Annotated in this window: 15 protein-coding genes; 4 read left to right on the top strand and 11 right to left on the bottom strand. The window is 62.7% G+C overall.

Annotated features, from left to right (window positions below):
* Nucleotides 1-19: 19 nt before the first annotated feature.
* The 4 genes from ACYQ47_RS31960 to ACYQ47_RS31945 form a co-directional block, all read right to left on the bottom strand.
* The gene (locus ACYQ47_RS31960) at nt 20-634 is read right to left on the bottom strand and encodes a riboflavin synthase (protein WP_244827424.1); all 615 of its coding nucleotides are present in this window, start codon (nt 632-634) and stop codon (nt 20-22) included.
* A 49-nt stretch (nt 635-683) separates the two neighbouring features.
* Nucleotides 684-1,805, bottom strand: coding sequence for a bifunctional diaminohydroxyphosphoribosylaminopyrimidine deaminase/5-amino-6-(5-phosphoribosylamino)uracil reductase RibD (gene ribD / locus ACYQ47_RS31955; protein WP_459908792.1), 1,122 nt, complete (start codon nt 1,803-1,805; stop codon nt 684-686).
* A 21-nt stretch (nt 1,806-1,826) separates the two neighbouring features.
* Complete coding sequence (gene hemL, locus ACYQ47_RS31950; protein ID WP_459908790.1) at nt 1,827-3,110, bottom strand: glutamate-1-semialdehyde 2,1-aminomutase; 1,284 nt, start codon at nt 3,108-3,110, stop codon at nt 1,827-1,829.
* Nucleotides 3,111-3,229: 119 nt separating this feature from the next.
* Nucleotides 3,230-3,712, bottom strand: coding sequence for a hypothetical protein (locus ACYQ47_RS31945; RefSeq protein ID WP_244827427.1), 483 nt, complete (start codon nt 3,710-3,712; stop codon nt 3,230-3,232).
* A gap of 130 nt (nt 3,713-3,842) precedes the next feature.
* On the opposite strand from ACYQ47_RS31945, the gene ACYQ47_RS31940 reads away from it, so the two are divergent.
* A complete protein-coding gene (locus ACYQ47_RS31940; protein ID WP_250463959.1) occupies nt 3,843-5,054 on the top strand; it encodes a Bcr/CflA family multidrug efflux MFS transporter in 1,212 nt (403 codons plus the stop codon).
* 77 nt (nt 5,055-5,131) lie between these two features.
* Here the strand turns inward: ACYQ47_RS31940 and ACYQ47_RS31935 are convergent, their stop codons facing one another.
* The 5 genes from ACYQ47_RS31935 to ACYQ47_RS31915 form a co-directional block, all read right to left on the bottom strand.
* Nucleotides 5,132-7,243, bottom strand: coding sequence for a prolyl oligopeptidase family serine peptidase (locus ACYQ47_RS31935; RefSeq protein WP_459908788.1), 2,112 nt, complete (start codon nt 7,241-7,243; stop codon nt 5,132-5,134).
* A gap of 139 nt (nt 7,244-7,382) precedes the next feature.
* Nucleotides 7,383-8,501, bottom strand: a complete 1,119-nt coding sequence (locus ACYQ47_RS31930; RefSeq protein WP_244827430.1) for an ABC transporter ATP-binding protein — start codon at nt 8,499-8,501, stop codon at nt 7,383-7,385.
* A 50-nt stretch (nt 8,502-8,551) separates the two neighbouring features.
* Nucleotides 8,552-9,409, bottom strand: coding sequence for a carbohydrate ABC transporter permease (locus ACYQ47_RS31925; protein ID WP_244827431.1), 858 nt, complete (start codon nt 9,407-9,409; stop codon nt 8,552-8,554).
* Entirely contained in the window at nt 9,399-10,340 is a 942-nt protein-coding gene (locus ACYQ47_RS31920; RefSeq protein WP_370652092.1) for a carbohydrate ABC transporter permease, read from the bottom strand. Before ACYQ47_RS31920 ends, ACYQ47_RS31925 begins: the two co-directional genes overlap by 11 nt.
* 147 nt (nt 10,341-10,487) lie before the next feature.
* Nucleotides 10,488-11,741 (bottom strand): ABC transporter substrate-binding protein, encoded by a 1,254-nt coding sequence (locus ACYQ47_RS31915; protein ID WP_250463964.1) that lies wholly within the window; start codon nt 11,739-11,741, stop codon nt 10,488-10,490.
* 479 nt (nt 11,742-12,220) lie between these two features.
* Here ACYQ47_RS31915 and zwf point away from each other — a divergent pair, with 479 nt between their 5' ends.
* The 3 genes from zwf to ACYQ47_RS31900 all read left to right on the top strand — a co-directional run bounded on the left by zwf (nt 12,221) and on the right by ACYQ47_RS31900 (nt 16,389).
* Nucleotides 12,221-13,681: a glucose-6-phosphate dehydrogenase gene (gene zwf, locus ACYQ47_RS31910; RefSeq protein ID WP_459908784.1), complete on the top strand. Its 1,461-nt coding sequence runs from the start codon at nt 12,221-12,223 to the stop codon at nt 13,679-13,681.
* Nucleotides 13,682-13,793: 112 nt separating this feature from the next.
* The gene (gene pgl, locus ACYQ47_RS31905; RefSeq protein WP_250508764.1) at nt 13,794-14,486 is read left to right on the top strand and encodes a 6-phosphogluconolactonase; all 693 of its coding nucleotides are present in this window, start codon (nt 13,794-13,796) and stop codon (nt 14,484-14,486) included.
* The gene (locus ACYQ47_RS31900) at nt 14,467-16,389 is read left to right on the top strand and encodes a bifunctional transcriptional regulator/glucokinase (protein WP_244827435.1); all 1,923 of its coding nucleotides are present in this window, start codon (nt 14,467-14,469) and stop codon (nt 16,387-16,389) included. The genes pgl and ACYQ47_RS31900 overlap by 20 nt, the downstream gene beginning before the upstream one ends.
* A gap of 269 nt (nt 16,390-16,658) precedes the next feature.
* On the opposite strand, the gene ACYQ47_RS31895 is transcribed toward ACYQ47_RS31900, so the two are convergent.
* Nucleotides 16,659-17,774 carry a porin gene (locus ACYQ47_RS31895; RefSeq protein ID WP_250525642.1) on the bottom strand — a complete coding sequence of 372 codons (1,116 nt, stop codon included), beginning with the start codon at nt 17,772-17,774 and terminating at the stop codon, nt 16,659-16,661.
* Between the two features lie 291 nt (nt 17,775-18,065).
* Nucleotides 18,066-19,235: a porin gene (locus tag ACYQ47_RS31890; RefSeq protein ID WP_244827992.1), complete on the bottom strand. Its 1,170-nt coding sequence runs from the start codon at nt 19,233-19,235 to the stop codon at nt 18,066-18,068.
* Nucleotides 19,236-19,446 lie beyond the last annotated feature (211 nt).

Genomic DNA, 19,446 nt, shown 5'->3' with positions numbered 1-19,446 from the left:
GCGCCAAGACCGGAAAGCATCACGACGCGTTCATCATCCGCTCGACATAGCGCGCGATCAGGTCGATCTCCAAATTGACCTTCACGCCCGGCTTGAGCGCCTTGAGCGTCGTGACTTCGACGGTATGCGGAATGAGGTTGATGGAGAATTCGCAGCCATCGGCACGGTCGCTGACCGAGTTGACCGTGAGGCTCACGCCATTTACCGTCACCGAACCCTTGTAGGCCAGGTACTTGCCGATCTCCTTCGGCGCGACGACGCGCAATTCGTGCGATTCGCCCACGCGTTCGAAACGCGACACTTCGCCAAGGCCATCCACATGGCCCGAAACCAAGTGACCGCCCAGCCGGTCATGCGCGCGCAACGCCTTTTCCAGATTCACTTCGTCGCCCGCGTGGCCGAGTCCGACCGTCTTGTTGAGGCTTTCGCGCGAGACATCGACATCGAAGGCATTCGCGGTCTTTTCAATGACCGTCATGCACGCGCCCTGAATGGCGATGCTGTCGCCCAGTTCGACATCCGCGAGATCGAGACCGCCTGCCGTGACCGTCAGGCGCACGCCCGCTTCCGGCTCCGCGCCAAGCGGCGTGACTTGGTCGATACGGCCTACCGCGCTGACAATTCCTGTGAACATCGACTGCTTCCTTTAACTTGACGAGCTGACTTGGCCGGACCCACGCGGATCAGCAGGCGTCGGTGGTGACATTTGCCTCGGCGAAACGCGCAAGAATGCGCAAGTCGTCGCCGAGCCGGTCTATACGATGAAACTTGAGATGCGCGCGCGCATCCAGCGTGGCGGGCGGCGCGAAGTCGAACATGCCGGGCGCGCTGCCGAGAAGGCTTGGCGCGAGATACACCAGCAGTTCATCGACACAGCCTTCGCGCAATAGCGAGCCATTGAGCTTGTGCCCGGCTTCGACGTGCAATTCGTTGATGCCGCGATCCGCAAGCGCGATGAGCACGGCAGGCAGATCGACCTTGCCCTGTTCGTTGGGCAGTTCGATCAGCTCCGCGCCCTTCGCACACAACGCCGCGACGCGCGCGGGATCGGCGTTGGCCGAATGGAAGATCCACGCTGGCGGGCCTTCCAGCATGCGTGCATCGAGCGGCACGTCCAGACGGCTGTCGATCAGAACGCGCTGCGGCTGGCGCGGCGTTTCGACCGCGCGCACGGTCAGTTGCGGGTTGTCCTCGCGCACCGTGCCTATGCCCGTGAGGATGGCGCAGGCGCGTGCGCGCCATGCGTGGCCGTCGGCACGCGCGTCCTCACCCGTGATCCACTGGCTTTCGCCCGAGGGCAAACCCGTGCGGCCATCGAGCGTCGCGGCCACTTTCATGCGCACCCACGGCCGCCGCCGCGTCATGCGCGACACGAAGCCGATGTTCATCTCGTGCGCCTCGTGCGCGAGCAGACCGCAGCGCACGTCGATGCCCGCATCGCGCAACATCACGAGACCGCGCCCGGAGACGGTCGGGTTCGGATCTTCCATCGCGGCGATCACTTTTTCCACGCGTGCGTCGATGAGCGCCTGAGCGCACGGCGGCGTGCGCCCGAAATGGCTGCACGGTTCGAGCGTGACGTAAGCGGTCGCGCCACGCGGGTCCTTGCCGCGCGATCGCGCGTCCTTGAGCGCGCGGACTTCGGCGTGATCCAGACCGGCCGGCTGCGTGAAGCCCGTGCCGATTACTTCGCCGTTCTTGACCAGCACGCAGCCGACGCGCGGGTTGGGCGTTGTCGTGTACATGCCGCGCGAGGCGAGCGCGAGCGCGCGCTCCATGTGCGTGAAGTCGGTTTGCGAAAACATCGCGGTCGCCGCGCCCGAGGTTCAAGCCGCGCGCGACGCGAATGCGCCGCGCGCCGCTTCGAGGGTTGCGTCGATCACGGCGTCGTCGTGCGCGCTGGAGACGAAACCGGCTTCGAATGCCGATGGCGCGAAGTACACGCCGGCATCGAGCATGGCGTGGAAGAACGCGTTGAAGCGCCGCGTGTCGCCCTGCGTGACTTCGGCAAAGCTCACCGGCACCTGCTCGGCGAAGTAAAGGCCGAACATGCCGCCGATGGAGTCGGCCGAGAAGGGCACCTTGGCATCGCGCGCGGCGGCGCTCAGGCCATCGACGAGCTTGCGCGTCTGCTTCGCGAGGTCGTCGTAGAAGCCGGGGCGCTGGATCAGCTGCAAGGTCTTGAGCCCGGCCGCGACCGCGATGGGATTGCCGGACAGCGTGCCTGCCTGATACACACCGCCGAGCGGCGCGAGATGCGCCATGATGTCCCGGCGCCCGCCGAAGGCCGCGGCCGGCATGCCGCCGCCGATCACCTTGCCGAGGCAGGTCAGGTCGGGCTTGATGCCGTAGACCTGCTGCGCGCCGCCAAGCGCGACGCGAAAGCCGCACATCACTTCGTCGAAAATCAGGACCGAGCCGTACTCGTCGCAACGCGCGCGCAGTGCGTTCAGGAACTCGGGCGTCGCGCGCACGAGATTCATGTTGCCCGCGACCGGCTCCACGATCACCGAGGCGATGTCCGCGCCGAACGCCGCGAAGGCTTCGTTCAGTTGCTCGACGTTGTTGTACTCGAGCACGGTGGTGTGCTTCGCGATATCCGCGGGCACGCCCGCCGAAGTCGGATTGCCGAACGTGAGCAGGCCCGAACCCGCCTTCACGAGCAAACTGTCCGCGTGACCGTGATAGCAACCCTCGAACTTGACGATGCGGCTGCGGTCCGTGAAGCCGCGCGCGAGACGCAGCGCGCTCATGGTCGCTTCGGTGCCGCTCGACACCATGCGCACCTGTTCGATCGACGGCACGAGCTTGCAGATTTCCTCGGCGATCTCGATTTCCGCCTCCGTCGGCGCGCCGAAGGAGAAACCGTGGGCGAGCACGCGCTGCACGGCGTCGAGCACTTCGGGATGCACGTGGCCGAGAATCATCGGGCCCCACGAGCCGATGTAGTCGATATAGCGCTTGCCCTCGGCGTCCCAGAAGTACGGGCCTTCCGCGCGCTCGATGAAGCGCGGCGTGCCGCCGACCGAGCGGAACGCGCGCACCGGCGAATTCACGCCGCCGGGAATGGTTTGCTGAGCGCGTTCGAAGAGGGCTTGATTCTTGGACATGGCTGAGGCCTGCACGGTTGTGGATGCGAAATACGCAACGGACTCGACGCTCCGTTCAAAGTAGCAAAAGCGCGGCGCGCGGTTGATGCCGACGCGCGGTCCGGTGCGAAAAACATGCTTCAAATTGTACCGGAGTCGTCATATTCGAGCGGGTTCGGCCGCCCGCGTCGCCCGGTGCGCGCAGTCCACAGCTTTTCGAGCGCGCCTTCCGCCATCGGCTTGATGATCGTGCCGGAACTCTGCGCGTCCCACGTCTGCACGGAAAGCGGATGCGCGCGCAGTTCGTCGCGCGTGACGACGACTTGCTCGTTCGCATCGACGAGCCAGTCGTACACGAAATCGATGCACAGCCGGTATCCGCGCTTTGAGTGCGCATCCGGCACTTCGTAGGGCGCGCGCGTCACATAACCCGATGCGAACACGCCCTTCGGCTGCTGCGTCACGCGATGCACGAACACGCGGTCACCCGGCAAGAGGCCGCGCGCGGTGCCGCAGCCCCAGACGTCGGCGACGGCTTCGCCTGCGGCCACGCGTCGCGCACAGTCGGGCAGTTCGGGCCACGGCCATTTCTTCGGGCTCCAGATCAGGAGAAACGCGGTCATGGGTCTGACGAGAATAAGTGGATGGCTTAAAGCCGGAGCTTAGCGGATCGACGCGTACAATGGCCTCGCCCGGCGCCGATGCAGCACGCGCGCGGCATCCGCTCTGCACCCTTCGTCTTTTCCGAGTCCAATGCCTGACACCACTGCCCGCCGGCCCGATGGCCGGCTGATTCTGTTGCTCGGCGCGCTCGCCGCCTGCGGTCCCTTGTCGATCGACATGTATCTGCCGAGTCTGCCGTCGCTCGCCGCCGCGTTCGGCACGACGCCTGCCGCCGCGCAAAGCACGCTCACGAGTTTCATGTTCGGCTTCTCGTTCGGCATGTTGCTCTATGGCCCGCTTTCCGACGCCTATGGACGCCGGCCGGTGCTGCTCGGCGGCATTGCGCTGTACGCGCTTGCGAGCGTCGCGTGCGCGGTGGCGTGGTCCATCGACGCCCTCGTTTTCGTGCGCTTCCTGCAGGCGCTCGGTGCGGGCGCGGCTTCCGTGCTCGCGCGCGCCATCGCCCGCGACGCCCACGCGCCCGCCGATGCCGCCCGCGTGCTGTCGATGCTGTCCATCGTTACGTCCATTGGTCCGCTGCTCGCGCCGTTGATCGGCGGGCAATTGCTGCTGTTGGGCGGTTGGCGCGTGGTCTTTGCCGCGCTCACGCTCTTCGGCGTGGCGTGCTCCATCACCGCTTTTCTGCGCGTACCCGAAACCTGGCCGAAGGAAAAGCGCGCGGGCTCCGCGCTCGGCGCTTCGTTCGCGGCTTACGGGCACTTGTTGCGCGACCCCGTCACCTGGGGCCACATGATGTGCGGCGGCATGGCGTTCGCGTCGATGTTCGCGTACATCACGGCGACGCCCTTCGTCTACATCGACTATTTCCATGTGAAGCCGCAGTATTACGGGCTGCTGTTCGGGCTGAATATCGTCGGCATCATTGGCGGGAACGTGTTGAATACGAAGCTCGTCGGCCGCCTCGGCGCGATGAAGATGATCTCCGGCGCGGCCTTCGTCAGCGTGATCGCGGCGCTCGCCGTCGCGCTCGTTTCGCTGACGGGTTGGGGCGGGCTGTGGTCGATCGTCGTATGTCTGTTCTTCGTGGTCGGCGTGGTTGGCCTGCTCGCGGCGAACTGCACGACGGAACTGATGCACCGCTATCCGCGCAACGCGGGCGCGGCCGCCGCTGTCTTCGGTGCGATGCAGCTTGCGCTCGGCGCGCTATCGAGTCTTGCGGTCGGGTTGTTCCACGATGTATCGCCGCATGGCATGGGCATCGTAATCGGGGTTTGCGGCGTGCTGACTTTTCTCGGGCGTACGTTGGTGCTTCGTTCGCATGCCGCGCCGGTCAAGGTTTGAGGCGCATTGCGCGATTAAAAAACCTCGCCGCCTGGCGAGGTTTTCGGACTTCGTTCTCGCGTCAACGGTTCGACCTGTCACCCGAGCGGCCCAAGCTTCATCGCCAGGAACGTAAATGCCGCCGCTTCCGCCTGCGCCACGGCTTCCGGCTCCACGCCCGCGCCGTGTCCGCCTTCTCCGGTTTCCTGATACCAGACGTTTTCGTGCCCTTGCGCCTGCATCTTCGCGGCCATCTTGCGCGCGTGACCGGGATGCACGCGGTCGTCCGCCGTCGATGACGTGAACAACGACGCCGGATAATCGACATCCGCCTTCACGTTCTGATACGGCGAATACGCCAGCAGATGACGCAGGTCGTCGGCATCGTCGGGGTCGCCGTATTCGTCGATCCACGATGCGCCTTGCAGCAGCAAATGAAAACGCGCCATGTCGAGCAGCGGCACTTCCGACAGCACCGCGCCGAAAAGCTCGGGCCGCTGCACCATGCACGCGCCGGTGAGCAAACCGCCGTTACTGCCGCCGCGAATGCCGAGCTGCCTGGCCGTGGTCACGCCGCTCGCGACCAGCGCTTTAGCCACCGCGATGAAGTCGTCGAACGAGACTTGCCGCTTTTCGCGCAGCGCCGCCTGATGCCATTGCGGCCCGAACTCGCCGCCGCCGCGAATGTTCGCGACGGCCAACAGCCCGCCGCGCGCGAGCCACGCAATGCCAGTGGTCGAATCGTAATGCGGATCGAGCGCGACTTCGAAGCCGCCATAGCCGTAGAGCAGGCAAGGCCGCGCATCGGTCGACACATCCGCGCCACGACCGATCAGCCAGTACGGAATGCGCTCGCCATCTTTCGCGATCGCGTGATGACGCACCGCCGACATGCCGCTCGCGTCGAACTGCGCGGGCAAACGTGCGAGCAGTTGCCAGGGCGCGTCGCTCGCAAGGTCCGCGAAGTAGAGCGACGGCGGCATCAGAAAATGCTCGACGTGAATGAGCACCGTGTCGTCCCGTTCGCTGTCGATGGAATCGACGTAAGACTGGCTCGCTTCGGGCAGCGCGAAATCGCGCGCGTTCCACGCCGTCTTGTAATCGGCGGGCGGCGCGAGGAGCGTGACGCGCGGCGTGCCGTCGTCCATTTGGCTTGCGATCAGCCAATGCTTCGTGAAGTCGATGCCCGCGAGCACGCGCCTGTCCGACGGCTTGAACAGCACCGTGAAATCGCGCGCGCCTTCGAGAAACGCGTCACGGCGGATGACGAGCAAGGTCCCGCCTTCGTGACGCACGCCGCCTGTCTTCCACGCTTCGCGTGGCGTGACGAACAGCCAGCCGTTCCAGTGCTCGACTTCGACGTGCGTCGGCAGATCGTATTGACGCCACGCGTTGGCGGTTTCATCGAGCCAGAAGTGCAGCGTGTCGTAGAACGTGACCGCGCGCGAGGCGAGATGCAGCTTTTCGAGCGGATCGTAATCCGCGCCCGCCGAGACATCGCGACGCTGGCCCTCGAACACCACGGGTGCATCCGCGAGCGGCGTGCCGCGCTTCCAGCGACGCGCCTGGCGCGGAAAACCCGATGTCGTCAACGCGGGTTTCTTGTTGTGCTTGCTGTCGTCCCAGCCGACGTAGCAGGTATCGCGATCGATCCACGAAATGTCGTGCTTGCCGACATCCGGCAGCACGAAGCCATCGTCGATAAAGCTGCGTGCTTCGATATCGAACTCGCGGACCATGCACGCGTCCGAGCCGCCGGGCGACAAGCTGACGAGCGCGCGATCGTAAGTCGGGTAGAGCATGTCGAAGTCGGCGAGCGCCCAGCGCGTGTCGTCGGTTTCGTCGGTATTGAGATCGAGCGCGTCGACGTCGAGGATGATCTGCCACTCGGGCGTGCCCGCGAGCCACGCGCTCCACGGCGTGCGCCGCACGATGCCAAGCGGATGCGCTTCGTCCTGCCACGTGTTGTAGCCCCACTCGCCATAGCGCGAGCATGTGACGATGCGGTCCTTCGAAGTGTACGACTTTTCGAGCTGCGAGGCGAGGGCGCGCGCCTCGGGCGTGTTGCCGAATGCGGCTTCGGTGCGGCGGTTCTGGGCATCGACCCAGATTTGCACCTTGGGATCGTCGAGCGATTCGAGGCCGATGAACGGATCGGATTGCTGACCCGAAGGCCAGGCGAGAGCGGGTTGCGACGAAAGCAGACTCATGTACGGTGCAGAGAGGTTTTCATATGCCGATTGTGCCTGCTTCTGGCATCGCCCATGGAAATCGGGCTGAAAAATCAGCAAAAACAAAAAAGCCGCGCATGTCGCGCGGCTCTCCACGAACGCAGACGAAGCCTGAAACTCAGGCCAGCCGGTCTTCCGTCTGCGGGTCGAACAACACAGCCTTCGACACATCGAACAGCAAAGTCATGTTCGAAGCCGGTTGCGGGTTCGACGCCGGGTGCACGCGCGCCACGATACGCTTGCCGTTCACTTGCGCGAAGAGCAGCGTGTCCGGACCGGTCGGCTCGATCACGTCCACCAGCACGTCGATGGGCTGCATGCGCGCGTCGTCCGCGTTGTGGGCGTTACGCGCGTCGGTGATACGCTCCGGGCGCAGCCCAAGAATCACGTCCTGGCCGACCTTGCCGCGCAAACGGCTCGCTTCGAACGGCAGGTTCAGCACCTTCTTCGTCACGCCCGTGTCGATCTGCAGGCCGACGCCCGAACCCGCTTCCACCAGTTTGCCGGTGATGAAGTTCATCGGAGGAGCGCCGATAAAGCCCGCGACGAACAGGTTCGAGGGCGAGTCGTAGATTTCCTGTGGCGCGCCGAACTGCTGCACGATGCCGTCCTTCATCACCGCGATACGGTCGCCGAGCGTCATCGCTTCGATCTGATCGTGCGTGACGTAGACGATGGTCGTGCCCAGACGCTGATGCAGCAGCTTGATTTCCGAGCGCATCTCGATACGCAGCTTCGCGTCGAGGTTGGACAGCGGCTCGTCGAACAGGAACATGACGGGATCGCGTGCGAGCGCACGGCCCATTGCCACGCGCTGACGCTGACCGCCCGACAACTGACCGGGCTTGCGGTCGAGCAGATGACCGATCTGCAGCGTCTCCGACACGCGGTCGACGATCTTCTTCTGCTCGTCCTTCGGCACCTTGCGGATATTGAGGCCGAACGAGATGTTCTCGCGCACGCTCATGGAAGGGTAGAGCGCGTAGGACTGGAACACCATCGCGATGTCGCGGTCCTTCGGCGAGAGATTGTTGACCGTCTTGCCATCGATCATGATGTCGCCGCGCGTCACGGTTTCGAGACCCGCGATCATGTTGAGCAGGGTCGATTTGCCGCAACCCGAGCCGCCGACGAGAATCAGGAACTGTCCGTCCTCGATGTCGATGTTGACGCCCTTGAGAACCGGCACCCCGTTCGGGTAGGTCTTGTACACGTCACGGATGGAAAGGCTTGCCATGTGAATCCTCTATGTTTGTCTTGGCCGGAAAGGGATCGCGAAAATGGCGATCAACCCTTCACCGCGCCGGCTGTCAGGCCGCGCACGAAATAGCGTCCCGCGATCATGTAGACGAGAATCGTCGGCAATGCCGCGATGATCGCGCCCGCCATGTCGACGTTGTATTCCTTCACGCCCGTGGATGTGTTCACGAGGTTGTTGAGCGCCACCGTGATCGGCATCGAATCGACGCCCGAAAACACGATGCCGAACAGGAAGTCGTTCCAAATCTGCGTGAATTGCCAGATCAGGCACACCATGAAAATGGGCAACGACACCGGCAGCAGGATCTTCGTGAAGATGGTGAAGAAACCCGCGCCGTCGATGCGCGCCGCCTTCACCAGTTCAGCCGGAATGCTGACGTAGAAGTTGCGGAAGAACATGGTCGTGAACGCAATGCCGTAGATCACGTGCACGAGCACGAGGCCCGAGGTCGTGTTCGAGAGGCCGAGCATGCCTTGCAGCCGCGCCATCGGCAGAAGAATGGCCTGGAACGGGATGAAGCAGCCCACGAGCAGCATGGTGAAGAACGCATCCGCGCCACGGAAACGCCAGTGCGTGAGCACGTAGCCGTTGAACGCGCCGATGATCGACGAGAGCAGCACGGCCGGAATCACCATGCGCACCGAGTTCATGAAGAACGGCTGCATGCCGTCGCAACGCACGCCGGTACAGGCTTCCTGCCACGCCTTGACCCACGGCGCGAACGTGAAGTGCGTGGGCGGCGTGAGCAGGTTGCCGGTACGAAGCTGATCGAGGTCCTTGAAGGACGTCGAGAGCATGACGTAGATCGGGAACAGGAAGTAAAGCGCAAACAGAATCAGCACCGCATAAATGACGGTGCGGCTGATCGTCATCTTAGGCTGCATTGCGGGTGCTCCTCGATTCCAGATACATGAGCGGCACGAGCACGGCGACGACGGTGGCGAGCATCATCATCGACGAAGCGGCGCCTACGCCAAGTTGGCCGCGATTGAACGAGAACGTGTACATGAAGATGGCGGGCAGCGACGACGACGTGCCAGGACCACCCGCCGTCAACGCGACGACCAGGTCGAACGTCTTGATGGTGATGTGGCAGAGAATCAGCAGCACGGAGAAGAACACCGGGCGCATGCTCGGAATCACGATTTTGCGGTAGATGGTCGGCAAGCCCGCGCCGTCCATCTGCGCAGCCTTGAAGATTTCGCTGTCCACGCCGCGCAGGCCGGCAAGGAAAAGCGCCATCACGAAGCCGCTCGACTGCCACACCGCCGCGATCACGACGCAAAAGATCGCCTTGTCCGGATTGCCGAGCCAGTCGAACGAAAAGCTCGTCCAGCCCCAGTCGTGCAGCACTTTCTCGATGCCGAGGCTCGGATTGAGAATCCACTGCCACGCCGTGCCCGTCACGATGAACGAGAGCGCCATCGGATAGAGAAAGATCGCGCGCAGCGCGCCTTCGTTGCGGATTCTCTGGTCGAGCAGGATGGCCAGAAAGAGACCGAGTCCGACGCAGATTGCGATGAACGGAATGCCGAACCAGCCGAGATTGGCGGCGGACGTCCACCAGACGTCGTTGTCGAAGAGTTGCCGGTATCGGTCGAGGCCGGAGAACTCGTAGCGCGGCATGAGCCGCGAATTCGTGAGCGACAGATAACCCGTGATGAGGATGAACCCGTACACGAAAATCAGCGCGATCAAGATGCTGGGAGCAAGCACCAGCTTCGGAATCCATCGATCGGCAAGCGCCGCCGTCGCGGACGCGCGGCGAGGCTGATGCGGACGTTTTTCCGCGGTACCGCTTAGGGAGGCAGTCACAACTCGACTCCTGGTAATGCGCCGGCGTTTGGATACGCTTGTTTGTGCGCGTGAGCCAATGGCTTTGCTTCGTATGGCGTTTGAGCGCGTTCGAATGCTTGAAGCGGCCCGCGCGCAGGTGCGCCACGGGCCGCCGTTACGGCTTGCTTACTTCGTCTTCGCTGCGTTCGAAAGCGCTTGCACCGCGCTCTTCGAGTCTTGCGACGAGTTCATGAACTTCGTGACGACGTCGGTGATGGCGCCGGCGGTGGCATCGCCCTGAGCCATGCCGTGAGCCAGCGACGGCACGTAGCCGCCACCCTTGATCGCCGCTTGTTCATCCGAGTACGACTTCTTCGCGCAGTCGTCGAATTTGTCCATGTTCACGCCGAGACGAACCGGAATGGAACCCTTGTTCAGGCTGAACTGTTCCTGGAACTCCGGCGTCATGATGGTCTTCGCGAGCGCGAGCTGGCCCGGCGTCGCGGTCTTCTGGCCCTTCTGCTGGAAGAACACGAACGAGTCGACGTTGAAGGTGTAGGCCTTCTCCGTGCCCGGCACCGCGGCGCAGATGTAGTCCGTACCCGACTTCTTGTTGGCGCCGGCGAATTCGCCCTTCGCCCAGTCGCCCATGAACTGCATGCCCGCCTTGCCGTTGATGACCATGGCCGTGGCGAGGTTCCAGTCGCGGCCGGTGCGGCCGTTATCGAAGTAACCCTGAATCTTGCGCACGGTGTCGAACACCTGAACCATCTTGTCCGAGGTCAGCGTCTTCTGATCCAGATCGACGATGGCCTTCTTGTAGAAGTCCGAGCCTTGCGACAGCACGACGTCTTCCCACAAGGTCAGGTCTTGCCACGGCTGACCGCCCATGGCGATCGGCATGATGCCCGCGGCCTTCATCTTGTCGGCGACCTGGAAGAACTCGGCCCAGGTGGTCGGCACCTTGCCGCCCGCCTTGTCCAGCGCAGCCTTGTTGATGTAGAGCCAGTTCACGCGGTGCACCGAGAAGGGCGCGGCGACATAGTGGCCGTCTGCGTGGATGATCTTGTCGATTTCAGGCGGCAGGTTCTTCTTCCAGTCGCCGGCGATGGAATCGATCGGGACGAGCACGCCTTGCTCCGACCATTCCTGGATCAACGGACCCTTGATCTGTGCCGCCGACGGCGCGTTGCCCGAGATCACCTGAGTCTTGAGCGCGGTCATCGCGGCAGCGCCCGCGCCGCCTGCGACGGCGAAGTCCTTCCAGGTGTAACCCTGCTTGGTCATGTCGTCCTTGAGCACGCCGACTGCCTTGGATTCGCCGCCCGACGTCCACCAGTGCAGCACGGAAACCGCTTCGGCAGCTTGAACCGCCGACGCCGTCGCGCCGCACAGAAGACCTGCGGCGCACAGCGCGCCCATGAGCTTACGGACTTTCATTGTTTATCTCCTCCAGACACCTAACAAGAAACGATTGGCTCCTGATGTCGCCAGGAAGCGCGGTTGGAAAAACAGGCAAAACGTGGATGACCGGGGAATCGGCGGTGTCGCAGAAGAACGCGCGTGCAGCGGTGAACAAGGACGCGCGAAAGCCGGCGGTACCGATTGACGGCCGCACGGCTCTCAAGAGACGAGTGGGTTGAATCGCAACGACAGTCTCCTCTTTTGATTTTTGCTGACAGACAAAACGCGCTCGGGCCATTGAAAGCAGCGATGCGCGGAGTCCGTTAACATGCGCTCAGAGACGCCCTAGGGAAAACACTCATCTTCTGATTGACAAGCCATTTTTTTCCCGGATGACATTTCCTCTTGATTTGAATTGTAGTTAAACTACAATTCAGTGTCAAAAAAAATTTTATCGGACTACGGGCGCCTTCGTGCGCTTCCTCACCGACATCAGTGAACCGGCCTGGAGACTCATGCAAAGCGACTCGAATTTCACTTTCGTTCTCTTCGGCGGGACCGGGGACTTGTCGATGCGCAAGATTCTCCCCGCGCTCTTCGAGGCGCATCGCGCGAACATGCTTGCGCCCGCCGGCAGAATCGTCGCGGTGGCGCGCGGCGCGCAGGAACTGGGCGAATATCTCGCCTGGGTCGAAGAGCACGTGAAGCCGCATGTATCGAAGAACGGTCTGGACGAAGCCGCGTGGCGCAGTTTTCTCGAGCGCATCCAATACGTGCAGCTCGACCTCGGGCGCGCGGAAGACTTCGTCGTATTGCGCGATGTCATGGCCCAGTACGAAGGCACGCGCGTGTTTTATCTGGCCACCGGACCGTCGCTGTTCGTGCCGATCTGCCGCGCGCTCGCGGACGTCGGCCTGAACCAGAACGCGCGCATCGTGCTCGAAAAGCCGCTTGGCTACGACCTCGAGTCGTCGAACGCGATCAACGACGCCGTCGGCGAAATCTTCCAGGAAGAGCAGATCTACCGGATCGACCATTACCTCGGCAAGGAACCGGTGCAGAATCTGCTCGCGCTGCGCTTCGGCAATGCGCTCTTCGAGCCGCTGTGGCGGCGCGAATGGGTCGAAAGCATTCAGATCACCATTGCGGAAGAACTGGGCGTGGAGGCGCGCGGCGACTTCTACGACAACACCGGCGCGCTGCGCGACATGGTGCAGAACCACTTGCTGCAACTGCTTTCCATCGTGACGATGGAACCGCCGCACTCGATGGATTCCGACTCCGTGCGCGACGAAAAGCTGCGTGTGCTGCGCGCACTCAAGCCCGTGGATGAACGCGACATCAGCCGCGTCGCGGTGCGCGGTCAGTATCACGCGGGCGTGATACGCGGTGCTGCCGTGCCGGCGTATGCAACGGAAAAGGGTGTGCGCCCGGACAGCACGACGGAGACCTTCGTCGCGCTGAAAGTTGAAATTGAGAACTGGCGCTGGGCAGGCGTGCCGTTCTTCCTGCGCACGGGCAAGCGGCTCGCGGACCGCGTCGCGGAGATCGTCGTCAACTTTCGCGCGGTGCCGCATTCGGCGCTCGGCGCGAACGCCTTGCGCGCGGGCGCGAACCGTCTCGTCATCCGCTTGCAGCCGAACGAAACCATCAGACTATATTGCCTTGCCAAGCAGCCCGGCGAAGGCATGAATCTCGCGAGCGTTCACCTCGACCTCGCGTTCGATCAGTTCTTCAAGGAAGGGCAGATGGAGGCGTATCAGCGTCTTTTGCTCGATGTGATCCACGGTCGCCTCGCGCTCTTCGTGCGGCGCGACGAGCAGGAAGCGGCGTGGCGCTGGGTCGAACCGATCCTGAACGCGTGGGCCCAGCCGATGAGCAAGCCAAAGCCTTACGCGGCTGGCACGTGGGGACCGGCGGCATCGAGCGCGATGCTGGCGCAACATGGCACGTGCTGGCTCGAAGAAGAGAATTGATGGCGTCGCGCGGTCGCCTGGCGGCAGCGCGAAACAACATAAGCAAGCTATAAGCAACCGCTCGGGGCATCGAAAAAGAGCGGGTCGACAAACCAGACAAGCAGGAGGAGCAGTGATCGAGCTTCGCACTTTCGACGATCCGCGCGCCCATTCGGACGCGCTGGCGAACGCCGTCAGCGACGCGCTGAAGGCAACGCTCGCGGCAACCGCGGCCACGCAAACCCCTCACGCAACGCTCGCCGTTTCCGGCGGTTCGAGCCCGCGCCCGTTTCTCGCGGCGCTTTCGCACGAGCCGCTCGACTGGGCGCATATCGACGTGACGCTCGTCGACGACCGCTGGGTGCCCGACACCGATCCCGACAGCAATTCGCGCTTCGCGCACGAAACGGTGCTGCAGAACGCGGCCGCGGCGGCGCATTTTCTGCCGCTCGTGGATGTCTCGAAGCCGCTCGAAGCGCATGTCGCCGAACTCAACGCCGACCCGCGCCGCCATCTGCCCGATGTCGTCGTGCTCGGCATGGGCGAGGACGGCCACACGGCATCCATCTTCGCCGACGCGCCCGAATGGGACTTCGCCATTTCGACGCAGGACCGCTTCGTCGCGGTGCATCCGGGCAAGGCGCCGCACGCGCGCGTGAGCCTGTCGATGTCCGCGCTCAAGCAGGTGAAGCAGTTGTATCTGTTCATCTCCGGCCAGAAAAAACTCGACGTCTTGAACGCGGCGCTTGCCGCGCCGCAAAAGAACGCCATCTCGACCCTGGCCAACGCAGAAGGAGTGAAGCTCGATGTCTACTGGTGTGCATAGCAAGGCCGCGCCCGCCGCGAACCAGCACGCCGACGGACCGAGATTGCTCGCCGACATCGGTGGCACCAACGCGCGCTTCGCGCTGGAGACGGGCCCCGGCGAGATCGGGCAGATTCGCGTGTATCCGGGCGCGGATTACCCGGGCATCGCGGAAGTGATGCAGCAGTATCTGAAGGACACGAAGGTCGCACGCGTGAATCACGCGGCGATTGCGATCGCCAATCCGGTCGACGGCGATCACGTGAAGATGACCAATCACGACTGGAGCTTTTCGATCGAAGCGACGCGCCGCGCGCTCGGTTTCGATACCTTGCTCGTCGTGAACGACTTCACCGCGCTGGCCATGGCGCTGCCCGGTCTCACCGATGCGCAGCGCGAACAGGTCGGCGGCGGTTCGCGCCGGCAAAACAGCGTGATCGGTCTGCTCGGGCCGGGCACGGGCTTGGGCGTGTCGGGCCTCATTCCCGCCGATGACCGCTGGATCGCGCTCGGCAGCGAAGGCGGTCACGCCACGTTTTCTCCGTTCGACGAGAACGAAGATCTCGTCATGCGCTATGCGCGCCGCAAGTTTGCGCATGTCTCGTTCGAGCGCGTGTCGGCGGGGCCGGGGCTGGAGCTTATTTACCGCGCGTTCGCGGAGCGCGATGAGATAGATGTCGCCGAGGATTTCACGAGCGCCGAAGTCACGAATCGCGCGCATGCCGGCGAAGCGCTCGCGCTCGAAGCGGTCAACTGCTTTTGCAGCATTCTCGGCACGTTCTCGGGCAATATCGCGGTGACGTTGGGCGCGCTCGGCGGCATCTATATTGGCGGCGGCGTGGTGCTCAAACTCGGCGAACTCTTTCACAAGTCGCCGTTTCGCGCGCGCTTCGAGTCGAAAGGACGTTTCTCGCAGTATCTGTCGAGCATTCCGACTTACATCATCACGGCGGAATATCCGGCGTTTCTCGGCGTCTCGGCTATTTTGTCCGAGCAGTTGTCGAATCGTGCGAATAGCGGTTCGTCGGCGGTGTTCGAGCGCATCCGCCAGATGCGCGACGCGCTCACGCCGGCCGAGCGGCGCGTGGCGGATCTCGCGCTGAACCATCCGCGTTCGATCATCAGCGATCCGATCATCGATATCGCGCGCAAGGCGGACGTGAGCCAGCCCACGGTGATTCGTTTTTGCCGCTCGCTTGGCTGCCAGGGGCTGTCGGATTTCAAGCTCAAGCTTGCGACCGGGCTGACTGGCACCATTCCGATGAGCCACAGCCAGGTGCATCTCGGCGACACCGCCACCGATTTCGGCGCGAAGGTGCTCGACAACACCGTGTCGGCCATTTTGCAGCTGCGCGAGCATCTGAACTTCGAGAACGTGGAGCGCGCAATCGAGATTCTGAACGGCGCGCGGCGTATCGAGTTCTACGGGCTCGGCAATTCGAATATCGTCGCGCAGGACGCGCACTACAAGTTTTTCCGTTTCGGCATCCCGACTATCGCTTATGGCGATCTGTACATGCAGGCGGCGTCGGCTGCATTGCTCGGCAAGGGCGATGTGATCGTGGCCGTGTCGAAATCGGGCCGCGCGCCCGAACTGCTGCGCGTGCTGGAAGTGGCGATGCAGCAAGGCGCGACGGTCATTGCGATCACGTCGAGCAACACGCCGCTCGCCAAGCGCGCGACGGTGGCGCTGGAGACGGATCACATCGAGATACGCGAGTCGCAACTTTCGATGATCTCGCGCATTCTGCACCTCGTGATCATCGATATTCTCGCTGTCGGCGTGGCTATTCGCCGTGCCGCGCCGCAACCGGGCGCGACGCTGAGCGAGACGGTGGCGAAGGCGCGTGAATCGAGTGATGACGATGCGGCGGCCGTGCTGGATTGGTTGAGCCACGGGGCATCGGGCGCGGCGCGGGAGTAGGGTGCGTCTTGTTCGATTGAAAAAAGGTGCCGAAGAATGAACTGCACCCCAAAAATTGGACATCGATCCAGCCTTTGGGGTGTTTTTCATGGAGGCGCCTTTTCGTATGCGGCTTTGTCGGCCTGACGCTGCGAGCTCCGTTTTCAAAAGCGTCGCGAGGCTAGCCGAAGCGCTCGCAACGCGGTCTCACATACAAGACGATGCCAGGCTAGCTCGCCTCTCCAGGACGATGCGATGCTTTTTTACGGCACCGCATCTCAGCTTTTCACTCAAAACGAGTGCTGAATCCCCGCATACACGCCAGTTTGACTGCGCCCGGGCAGCGGGTTGTCCGTTCCAGGCGACGACCCGAAGTCGTTGGCATTCAATCCGTAGTTCGCTGTTTTACTGTTGCGCACGGTGGCCACTTGCAGATCGAGCAACGTGCGTTTGGACAAGCTATACGAGCCGCCCAGCGAATACATGGTCGCATTGCCCGCACCGTTGTTGCCGTTCACGTGATACACCGCCGCGATCAACGCCGCGGCTGGCGTGGCTTGCCACGTCACACCGCCCCATTCGTGATCGAGCGTGGTCGGCTGACCGGGCAACTGGCCCGTCATGCCCGACGAACGGATTGCCTGATACGCGCCCTGAATCTTGAACTGGCCGAGGAACACGTTGACCATCGCCGTGTACTCGCGCGAGTAGGAGTAGACGCCGTTGCTGTCCGCGTAACTTCCGCCAAGCGTGCCGTTAGCCGGATTGCGGATTTCATCGTACAGACCGCGAATCTGGAAGAGCGGGGCCGTATAGGTGATCGCGGCACCGGCCTCACGTCCCTGCTTCGTCGAACCGTTGCCGTTCCAGCTAGTGGCGTTCGACAGCGCGTACTGGCCGTAAAAGTCGAACCCCGCGATCTTCGGCGACTGATACGAAACGTTGTTGCTCGATTGCGGCCAGTTGCGACTGCGCACCAACGATGCCGACGACCAGTTCGACTGGCCGAACGGATCGAAGTCCCACACGCTGTTCGAGATGAACAGTTCGCGGCCGAGCAGGAAGGTGCCGTATCGATCGTTCTCGACGCCGATCGTCGCCCAGCGATTGAAGATGCCGGCGGTCGAACCCGACCCGTTCATGGTGTTGAAGCTGCCTTCCAGATGGAACACGGCTCGATTGCCGCCGCCGAGATCCTCTACGCCCTTCATGCCCCATAGGCTCGTGCCCCAGTCGCCGCTTTCGGCCCTGAAGCGATTGGCCGATCCCGTGCCGGCGGCGTTTTGCACGCCGTTCATATATTCGAGGCCCGCGTCCAGACGGCCAAACAGCGTGACACTGCTCTGCGCGAAACTCGCGGCGCTAAACGACAACAAGGCGGCAGCCGCGATCAAAGACTTCTTCATCATCCCCCAACACTCCTTTTTGAATTCAAACTGCAGAACCGAGCAACCGATCCTCACCTGTTGCATGAAGATCAATCGTCAGATGTTTGAATTTTGAAGGAGAACTACTTTTTTCGAATCCAGCTTTTTGTCGTTTTGTTGGTCAATCTGATACTTAATGTCGCGGAGCCAAACGAATTCATCGCCCCAATAAAAAACGGTGCGATACCCTTTCGGGCACCGCACCGATACGCGCCTCTCGCAGCAGCGTGAAAACTCGATGAAGCTTTTTTCTTTATTCAGCCTCGTTGCTTAGAACGAGTGCTGGATGCCTGCATACACGCCAGTCTGGCTGTGTCCCGGCAGCGGATTGTCCGTTGCCGTTCCCGTGCCGTAGTTGTTGGCATTCAGACCGTAATTCGCGGCCTTGCTGTTTTGCGCCGTTGCCACCTGGATGTCCAGCAAGGTGCGCTTGGACAGGTTGTACGAGCCGCCGATCGTGTAGATGTTCGCGTTGCCGGCGCCGTTGTTGCCGTTCACGTGATACACCGCCGCGATAAGGGCTGCAGCCGGCGTGGCTTGCCACGTCACGCCACCCCATTCGTGGTCGAGCGTGGTCGGCTGGCCGGGCAACTGACCCGTCATGCCGGACGAGCGGATAGCCTGGTAAGCGCCCTGGATCTTGAACTGACCGAGGAACACGTTGAACATCGCCGTGTACTCGCGCGAGTAAGCGTAGACGCCGTTGCCGTTGCTCTGATCCGCGTTTGCCGCGCCGCCGTTGACCGCGTTGTACGCACCGCCGAGCAGACCGTTGCCCGGGTTGCGGATTTCATCGTACATACCGCGAATCTGGAACAGAGGCGTCGTGTAGGTGATGTAAGCACCACCTTCGCGGCCTTGCGGCGTCGTGCCGTTACCGTTGAAGTTCGTCGCGTTCGACAGCGCGTACTGACCGTAGAAGTCAAAGCCCGCGAACTTCGGCGACTGGTACGAAATGTTGTTGCTCGATTGCGGCCAGTTACGACCACGCACCAGCGATGCCGACGACCAGTTCGACTGGCCGAACGGATCGAAGTCCCACACGCCGTTCGCGATGAACAGTTCGCGGCCCAGCAACAGCGTACCGAACTGGTTGTTGGCGACGCCGACGGTTGCCCAGCGATTGAAGATGCCGTTGTTGCCCGGGCCCTGACCCGTCATGGTGTTGAAGCTGCCTTCCAACTGGAACACGGCGCGATAGCCGCCACCCAGATCTTCGACGCCCTTCATACCCCACAAGCTCGTGCCCCAGTCGCCGCTTTCCGCGCGGAAACGGTGGGTGGAACCGGTGGCCTGGCCTCCGGGACCTGTGCCTGTCGGCACGCCGTTCATATATTCAAGCCCTGCGTCCAGGCGACCATACAGCGTCACGCTGCTTTGAGCCTGAGCCACCGCGCTGAACGTCAGCAGTGCTGCTGCCGCGAGCAAAGCTTTCTTCATCATCTCCTCCAACCCTGTCAATAAATGGAACCCAAGTGCTGCCGTGTGGTTCGATGCGAGCGCATCCAACCGGAAATCGTTTTTGGAGGAAGGACACGCAAGGGCGATGATCCTCGTGGGCGAGTCGCGCTTCGTGTGCGCGATGCCGACGCCGATCCGTCGATGGGCGTCTGCCTCCATTTTCTTATCTTTTGAAGTAAAACTACTTTTT

It is taken from the genome of Caballeronia sp. HLA56 (assembly GCF_054655155.1).
Note: the sequence above shows the minus strand (reverse complement) of the source record. Positions and strands in the feature narration are given on the sequence as shown.